Annotated in this window: 10 protein-coding genes and 1 tRNA gene; all 11 read right to left on the bottom strand. The window is 58.0% G+C overall.

Features of this window, described 5'->3' with window-relative positions; translation table 11 throughout:
• The 11 genes from OPU71_RS19395 to lepB all read right to left on the bottom strand — a co-directional run bounded on the left by OPU71_RS19395 (position 1) and on the right by lepB (position 8,269).
• Positions 1-76: transfer RNA gene (locus OPU71_RS19395), tRNA-Gly, on the bottom strand.
• A 39-nt stretch (positions 77-115) separates the two neighbouring features.
• Positions 116-691, bottom strand: a complete 576-nt coding sequence (gene pgsA, locus OPU71_RS19390; protein WP_267729719.1) for a CDP-diacylglycerol--glycerol-3-phosphate 3-phosphatidyltransferase — start codon at positions 689-691, stop codon at positions 116-118.
• A gap of 27 nt (positions 692-718) precedes the next feature.
• A complete protein-coding gene (uvrC, locus tag OPU71_RS19385) occupies positions 719-2,461 on the bottom strand; it encodes an excinuclease ABC subunit UvrC (RefSeq protein ID WP_420712404.1) in 1,743 nt (580 codons plus the stop codon).
• Between the two features lie 65 nt (positions 2,462-2,526).
• Entirely contained in the window at positions 2,527-3,540 is a 1,014-nt protein-coding gene (gene nagZ, locus OPU71_RS19380) for a beta-N-acetylhexosaminidase (protein ID WP_267729722.1), read from the bottom strand.
• A 78-nt stretch (positions 3,541-3,618) separates the two neighbouring features.
• Positions 3,619-3,996, bottom strand: coding sequence for a holo-ACP synthase (gene acpS, locus OPU71_RS19375; RefSeq protein WP_267729717.1), 378 nt, complete (start codon positions 3,994-3,996; stop codon positions 3,619-3,621).
• A 12-nt stretch (positions 3,997-4,008) separates the two neighbouring features.
• Positions 4,009-4,773 carry a pyridoxine 5'-phosphate synthase gene (locus tag OPU71_RS19370; RefSeq protein ID WP_267729716.1) on the bottom strand — a complete coding sequence of 255 codons (765 nt, stop codon included), beginning with the start codon at positions 4,771-4,773 and terminating at the stop codon, positions 4,009-4,011.
• Positions 4,770-5,483, bottom strand: a complete 714-nt coding sequence (gene recO, locus OPU71_RS19365) for a DNA repair protein RecO (RefSeq protein WP_267729715.1) — start codon at positions 5,481-5,483, stop codon at positions 4,770-4,772. Before recO ends, OPU71_RS19370 begins: the two co-directional genes overlap by 4 nt.
• A 32-nt stretch (positions 5,484-5,515) precedes the next feature.
• Complete coding sequence (era, locus tag OPU71_RS19360) at positions 5,516-6,424, bottom strand: GTPase Era (RefSeq protein ID WP_267729714.1); 909 nt, start codon at positions 6,422-6,424, stop codon at positions 5,516-5,518.
• Positions 6,421-7,092 carry a ribonuclease III gene (rnc, locus tag OPU71_RS19355; protein ID WP_267729713.1) on the bottom strand — a complete coding sequence of 224 codons (672 nt, stop codon included), beginning with the start codon at positions 7,090-7,092 and terminating at the stop codon, positions 6,421-6,423. The genes era and rnc overlap by 4 nt, the downstream gene beginning before the upstream one ends.
• Before the next feature lie 2 nt (positions 7,093-7,094).
• Positions 7,095-7,466 carry a DUF4845 domain-containing protein gene (locus OPU71_RS19350; RefSeq protein ID WP_267729712.1) on the bottom strand — a complete coding sequence of 124 codons (372 nt, stop codon included), beginning with the start codon at positions 7,464-7,466 and terminating at the stop codon, positions 7,095-7,097.
• 14 nt (positions 7,467-7,480) lie between these two features.
• Positions 7,481-8,269, bottom strand: a complete 789-nt coding sequence (gene lepB / locus OPU71_RS19345; RefSeq protein ID WP_267729711.1) for a signal peptidase I — start codon at positions 8,267-8,269, stop codon at positions 7,481-7,483.
• Positions 8,270-8,292: the final 23 nt, after the last annotated feature.

Raw genomic sequence — 8,292 nt, 5'->3', positions numbered from 1 at the left:
TGGAGCGGGAGAAGAGTCTCGAACTCTCGACCTCAACCTTGGCAAGGTTGCGCTCTACCAACTGAGCTACTCCCGCATCGCAGAGACATGAATTATAGGCCAAAATTTCTTTGCGTCAACCCTTTTCTACTTCAGAAAGCGCCGCCGCGGCACGCTTGAGGTAGTAGCCCATCGACCAGAGTGTCAGTACGGCCGCGATCCAAATCAGGGCAGTGCCGGTCTGGTGCACCGGCAACCCGAACAATGTCTGGTCGTACAGCAAGACGGGGATCGCGATCATCTGCGCGGTCGTCTTGAGTTTTCCGATGAAAGACACGGCAACACTGCGCGAAGCGCCCACCTGGGCCATCCACTCGCGCAAGGCGGAAATCGTAATTTCGCGCCCGATGATGACGAATGCGATCAGCGCATCGACACGCCCCAGTTCGACCAGCATGACAAGCGCAGCACCGACCATCAGTTTGTCTGCAACCGGGTCGAGAAACGCCCCGAATGCCGACGTTTGACCCAGCCTGCGGGCCAGATAGCCGTCAAACCAGTCGGTGACCGCCGCCAGCACGAACATCACACATGCCCAAAGGTTCTTGTCGGGCATCGAAAGCCAGGAGACCGGCAAATAGAAAATGCCAACAAACAATGGGATCAGGACGATACGAGCCCAGGTCAATGTATTTGGAATATTTAGCTGCATTTGCGCGTGGAGTGGGGCTACTGGCGATCAGTCGCGAAGCGCATTGTAGATCGCTTCTGCGAGTTTTCGGCTGACCCCTTCGACACGGCACAGATCCTCCACCGTTGCGGCCTTGACACCAGCCAGGCCGCCAAACGATTCGATCAGCTTCTTGCGGCGTGTCGGACCGATGCCCGGGATGTCATCAAGGCGCGATCCGATGCGCGCCTTGGCGCGCCGCGCGCGCATTCCAGTGATTGCGAAACGATGCGCTTCATCACGCACGGTCTGGATCAAATGCAGCGCAGGATGCTCACCACCAAGGACGAGCGGATCGGAGCGCTCGGCAAAGATCAGTTGCTCGAGGCCAGCCTTGCGCTCCTCGCCCTTGGCAACACCCAGCATCGGAATCGACGCAAGGCCAAGCTCGACCAGGACCTCGTGCGCAACGCCCACCTGCCCCTTTCCGCCATCGATGAGGATGAGGTCAGGCCGCACACCCTCGCCGGCCGCCACTTTTCCGTAGCGTCGTTCAAGCGCCTGCCTCATGGCGGCATAGTCGTCGCCCGGCTCGATCCCCGCTATGTTGAACCGGCGGTACTCTGACTTCTTCATGCCGCCCCCTTCCCATACGACGCATGAAGCAACGGTGGCTTCGCCCATCGTGTGGCTGATATCAAAGCACTCAATTCGCGCCGGCGCCTCTGGGAGCTCAAGCGCCTGGCGCAGCGCTTCAAGCTGGTCGCTCACACGCCCCGACTCTCGCAAGCGCACTTCAAGGGCCTGCCTGGCATTCTGCTCGGCCATCTCCGCCCACGCCTTTTCAGCCTCGAAGCGCGGCCCGACCGTTGCCATTCGCAAGTCCAGCGTATCGTCGACAAAGGCGCGAACCGCCTCCACCGAGGCCCCCACGACGATCAATCGTGGCGGCGCCGGGTGCTGCAGGTAGTGCTGTTCAATGAAGGCGAGCAGCGCATCTGCGGCGCCAACCCCCTCCCCGCCCAGCGGAAACTGCGGCCGGTCGCCCAGATGCCGCCCCCCACGAACCATCGCCAGATTCACGCAGACGACGCCAGCCGCCTCAACCGATGCGACGATATCCACGTCCTCATCGCGCCCGGAATCGACGAACTGCTTGTGAAGCACCGTTTGCAGTGCACGAATCTGATCGCGGAAGAACGCCGCTTCTTCGTAGGCAAAGCGCTCCGCGGCCTGCTGCATTTGTCCGGTGAGCTGATCGATGATCTCGCCATGCCGACCATCGAGAAACAGCGAGGCCAAACGCACGTCTTGCGCGTAATCCTCACGCGAGATCAGGCCGACACAGGGTGCGGTACAACGCTTGATCTGGTGCAGCAAGCACGGGCGTGATCGATTGGCGAACACGCTCTCTTCGCAGGTGCGCAAGCGAAACATGCGCTGGATGAGGTTTACGCTCTCGCGCGCCGCCCATGAACCAGGAAACGGCCCGAAGTATCGCGAGCCCTTGGCAAATGCGCCGCGGTAGTAGGCGATCCGGGGGAATGCGTCTCCGCTGAGCATGATGTAGGGGTAGCTCTTGTCATCGCGGAAAAGGATGTTGTATCGCGGCTTGAGCGTCTTGATCAGATTGTTTTCGAGGATCAGCGCTTCGGTCTCGGATCGAACGACCGTTGTGTCAACGCGCGCAATTCGCGACACCATCAAGGCAATGCGGGGGCTCGGATGCTGCTTCTGGAAATAACTGGTGACACGGCGCTTGAGGTTCTTGGCTTTACCAACGTAGAGAACCTCCTCCCCTGCTCCGATCATTCGATAGACGCCGGGCGCTTCCGATAGATTGCGCAGAAACTCGCGCGGATCAAAGCTCACGGCAATCAGCCAAGCGACGCCACAAGTTCGGACACCGCTCGCTGAGCCGCGACATAACGCGGCTCGACCGCAAGTTCAAACGGGTCTTTTGCTTGCCGAGGCCTGAGCGCTTCAATTCGCGCCGTGCTGCGCGGAAGGATCTCGGGCGCCCAGCGCGCCAGCAGATCGTCAGCAAGATCCGGGCGATTGCAGACCAGAACCATGTCGCATCCAGCCGCATGCGCCGCCGCGGCGCGCGCAAGAATGTCCCCGGCGACCGATGCACCTTCCATGGTCAGGTCGTCGGAGAAGACAACCCCATCAAAACCCAGTCGCTCCCGCAAAACCGCCTGAAGCCAGTAAGGAGAAAAGCCGGCCGGCTGCGCGTCTACGTGCTCATAAATCACATGCGCGGGCATCACGCCGGCCAATTGCCGACCGAGCCGATGTCGATAGGGCGCGATGTCGCTCGCCCAGATCTGTTCAAAGCTGCGTTCATCACGCGGAATCCCGACATGCGAATCGGCTTCAGCCCAGCCGTGCCCCGGGAAATGCTTGCCCACGGCCCCCATGCCCGCCTCACCCAGGCCCGCCACCAAAGCCTGGGCAAGTGCAGCAACAATGCCCGGATCACCTGAAAACGCACGATCGCCAATGACAGCGCTACGCCCGTAGTCCAGATCCAATACCGGTGTGAAGCTCAGATCAACCCCATGCGCAAGCAATTCTGCAGCCAGCACGTAGCCTGTCTGGCGCGCAAGTTCAAGACCCGCCACATGGTCGCGTACCCACTGCTCACCGAGCGCCCGCATGGGCGGCAAGCGGGTGAAGCCACCAAGGAATCGCTGCACTCGGCCACCTTCATGGTCCACCGCGATAATCAGATTCGGCGAGCGGAGCGCGTGAATTTCTTGCGTCAGCGCCGCAAGCTGTTCTGGCGATTCGAAATTTCGCTTGAACAGGATCACACCACCCACCAATGGGTGGGAAAGCCGCACCCTTTCATCATCGGTCAACGAGAAGGCTGCGACATCGCACATCACGGGGCCAAGCGGCAAGTGGACCGGATTCAAGGGCGTTCCTTTTCTGGCGGAATTGGGCTGCAAACCAAAGGGTGATCAGACCGTTTCGATCACCGCAAATGCCACGACGCTTTCTTTCTCATCGCTGATCGAGAGATGGGCGACCCAGCCGCGCTCGCGCATTGCATCAGACAAAGCGCGGTCATACACGAAAAGAGGCTTTCCCAGCTCATCATGCTCGACGGCAATTGCATGGAATGTGGCGGGCGCGCGAAGCCCAGTGCCAAACGCCTTGGAAAACGCCTCTTTCGCGGCGAAGCGCTTGGCGAGCAAACGGGCGCCGTCGCGCACAGCGTGGAACTCAGTCAATTCGGATTCGGCGAGGATGCGAGCCGCAAACGCTTCACCGTGTCGATCAAGCGATGTCCGAATACGCGCGATCGACACGATGTCGGTACCGATTCCGGCAATCATGCGACCGACTGATCAGCCATATTGATGAGGTGATGCTGCCGCTTCGCGCATCAAGCGCTTCATCTCGCCAACGGCATCGCGCAGTCCGACGAAAACCGCACGACTGACGATCGCGTGACCAATGTGCAATTCGCGCACGCCCGACAAAGCCGCGATGGGCTGAACATTGAAGTAGTTAAGCGCATGCCCCGCATTGAAGCGCATGCCATGCGCCACGATTGCCGCTCCGGCTGCGCGGATCTTGTCGATCTCGGCCAGCACGGCTGGGCTGCGTGCGTCGCGCCCCTTCAGATGAAACGCTTCGGCATAGGGGCCGGTGTGGATCTCGCAAACCCGCGCGCCCACTCTTGCCGCGGCCTCGACCTGCGCCAATTCGGCATCAATGAACACGCTGGACTGAATGCCAGCGTCGGCCAGCTGGGCAATCGACTCCCGAATCCGTGATTCGTTAGCAACGATGTCAAGACCGCCTTCCGTTGTCACCTCTTGGCGCCCTTCAGGCACCAGCATCGCCATTTCGGGCCGAAGGCGGCAGGCAATCGCAACCATTTCGTCGGTTGCCGCCATCTCAAGATTCAATTTGATGTGGGTGAGTTCGCGCAGGCGACGCACATCCTCATCCTGAATGTGACGCCGATCTTCGCGCAAATGCACCGTAATGCCATCAGCGCCCCCCAGGTGCGCCTCAACGGCACCCCAGACGGGATCGGGTTCATAGGTACGGCGCGCCTGGCGCAGTGTTGCAATATGGTCGATATTGACGCCAAGTTCAATCACAGTTCCTGCAACTCCATAAAGATACGTCGCGATTCGAGCGTGCCGCCGATCAGATGATGGATCAGGCGTCGCATCAAGTTCTTTGCTTGAGTGAGCGATTCCGATGCACTCAAGTCAGCATTGGCGAGATCAAGCAATGTTTGTCCTGATAAGGCCTGCTCACCCGATTGCCCGTCCTGCAATTTCACGGGACCTTGCTCAATTATAAAGATGTAGTCGCACTCAGGACTTACCGGTTCGCCGTCCGCATCAATATCGAAGGTGGGCGCGTAGCCCAATTCCCGCACCAAAGCCAGCTCAAACAAGCGCAGCGCAAGGTCCTGCGGCCGACCATGCGCCAAGGCCTGAAGCAAGGCGGCATACGCATCGAACAGCTTTGGGTGTGGGTCCTCGCGAGGCAGAAGACGGACAAGCAACTCATTCGCATAGTAGCCACACATCAGTGCGCTGCCGGACAGTAAAGGAAGGCCGCCTGACCAATCCACCGACACCAGCGTCTTGAGTTCCCCTGTACCACTCCAGCTCAATTCAAGCGGCTGGAATGCAAGCAGCAGACCCCGCATCGCGGAACGCGGACGCCGCGCGCCTTTGGCAATCAGCGGAACCCGACCATGGTTGCGCGACAGCACGTCAACAACAAAACTCGTCTCCCGCCAGGGATATGCATGGAGTACGAATCCGGGCTGCTGCTCTACACGCTTGCCACTCATTTATTGAGCACTACGGAACCCAGCACCGACTTTTACTCGATGCCGAGGCTCTTCAAGGCGCGCTCGTCATCCGCCCAGCCGCCTTTGACCTTGACCCAGACCTCAAGATACACCGGGCCGTCAAACAACTTCTCAAGCTCAACCCGGGCCTCACTGGCCACCCGCTTGAGCTTCTCACCACCGCGCCCGATGACCATCGCCTTATGGCTGGGTCGATCGACAATCACTGCTGCGAAGATGCGGCGCACCGCCCCCTCAATTTCGAACTTCTCGATCTCAACCGCCAAACCATAAGGAAGCTCTTCACCCAGCAGCCGAAACAGCTTTTCCCGAATAAACTCCGCCGCAAGAAAACGCTCACTGCGGTCAGTAATATCGTCTTCCCCAAAAATCGCAGGCTGCTCCGGAAGAAGCGGGCCACAGGCCTTAATCAGCTCCTCTGAATTGGCACCGCTTTCAGCGGAAAGCGGCACGATCGCCGCAAATTCACGCTCGGCCGCCATCGATGCAATGAACGGAAGCAACTGCCCTTTATCTGCAATTCGATCAATCTTGTTGATCACCAGAACGACGGGCACATTGGCCGGCAACAGCTCCATTACAGCACGATCGGCAGTCTGGAACTTTCCCGCCTCAATGACAAATAGCACGACGTCTACGTCAGCGAGCGTCTGCGTGACACTGCGATTCATCGCACGGTGCAAGGCGTTCGTGTGCTGCTTCTGGAAACCTGGGGTATCGACAAAGACAAACTGGTGCGTGGCGTTCGTCAAGACACCTGTCACGCGATGCCGGGTTGTCTGCGCCTTACGCGAAGTGATGCTGATCTTCTGCCCGATCAGATGATTAAGAAGGGTCGACTTGCCGACATTGGGCCTGCCAGCAATCGCGAGAAAACCTGTCCGAAACCCATTCCCGCCCGTATCAGTCTCGCCGATCATAGTTTCTCTATCCGATCAAGCGCGTCACGCGCAGCTTGCTGTTCCGCAGCGCGGCGGCTGGCGCCACGTCCTTTTGTTTCTATCATCAACGCCGGTATCAAACACGACACCTCGAACTCTTGCGAGTGAGCTTCGCCACGCACGATCACCATTTCGTATTTCGGCAATGCATGACGCCGAGCCTGGAGCCACTCCTGCAACGCAGTTTTCGGGTCTTTACCCGCCGACGCCGGATCAATTTCCGCGATTGAGCGTGCGTAAATCCGATTGATCACCTTGCTCGCGGCATCGAATCCTGCATCCAGAAAGATCGCGCCGAAAATCGCTTCAAGGGCATCCGCGAGAATCGAAGGGCGCTGATGTCCCCCGCTACGCAACTCGCCCTCTCCAAGTCGTAGCATCCCACCCAAGCTGAGGCTCAAGGCATGCGCATGAAGTGCGTCTTGCTTGACCAAGCCCGCGCGCAATCGGGAAAGCCCCCCCTCATCCAGATCTGGAAAGCGATCAAACAAGGCTCGGGCGATAACGCAATTCAAGACGCCATCACCAATGAACTCCAGTCGCTCATTATGCGACGCGCCGAAGCTACGATGAGTAAGCGCTTGAATCAAAAGCGCCGACGACGAAAACCGATAACCCAAAGCACGGGAGAGAGCATCCAGGTTCACGGCTAATTGCTTGTCTCTGCCTTAACCGAACTCGAAGCAGAGAACTGAAACAATAAGCTCACATGCCCGCCAAGTGGCACAGTTCTTTGCCAGTCGGCGCTTATTTCATAGCGATTGTTCTCTTTGCTGATGATGAGATCGGTCTTCTTAATCGACGTAATGTCATCGACAGCCGAGCGCAACTCAAACATCTTTCTAACAGCCTCTGGACTATCAGCCTCGCCGCTTGACGCGATCGTCTTGAATGCCTTCTGAATGGCGAAATACTCGTTATACACAGGCACGCAACGCATCGCCAAGACAATTCCGCCAATGACAAGTGCGGCCATTATCATGGTACCAACGAGAGAAATCCCTCTTTCCCGCTTTCGCATCTGCACCTCCGTCATTAGTGAAACGAACCAATTCTGGACCACTCACCGAAGTGGAACCAGATAAAGAAAGCCCTGCCACGCAAGTTTTCATCAGGCACAAACCCCCAAACGCGGGAGTCAGAACTCTGATCTCTGTTATCGCCCATGGCAAAATAGTGGCCAGCAGGCACCGTGCATCGCACACCTTCAACCGTATAAGTGCAGTGCTCACGCCCGGCAAACGGCAAGGGTTGCGCAACGAAGGCCGGCATATCCGCATCATTCAAGATCTGATGTTCGATATCACCTAGCTTTTCGTTGAAGCGCCGGGAGTACTGCAGTCGATCTGCATGCAGGTAGTCTTCCACTTGCGTAACCGCGATCAACTCACCATTGATCGTCAAACGCTTGTTGATGTATTCAATCTTGTCGCCCGGCAAACCGACGATACGCTTGATGTAGTCCTGTGCTGGGTTCTGCGGGTAACGGAACACCACGACATCGCCGCGCTTAGGCGTTCCGTAATCAATGACCTTCTTGTCGATCACCGGAAGGCGAATACCGTAGGCGAATTTATTCACCAGAATGAAGTCCCCCACCAATAGCGTGGGGATCATTGATCCAGAAGGAATCCTGAATGGCTCCACCAGGAAGGAGCGGAGCAAGAAAATCGCAAGCAGGATTGGGAAGAACCCAGCCCCCCACTCAACCCATATCGGCTCAGGCGCTTCCGCCGGCCTTTTCTTTCGGAATACAAATCGATCCGCAGCCCATAGCACGCCGGTGACGATAGACAGCACAAAAAGAATCAACGCAAAATCCACGAAAGCTCCAGGGTGATTGTTGT

The sequence above is a fragment of the Niveibacterium sp. 24ML genome (assembly GCF_026586805.1).
In the GTDB taxonomy this organism is placed as follows: Bacteria; Pseudomonadota; Gammaproteobacteria; order Burkholderiales; family Rhodocyclaceae; genus Niveibacterium.
This window is presented reverse-complemented; position numbering and strand designations above follow the sequence as displayed.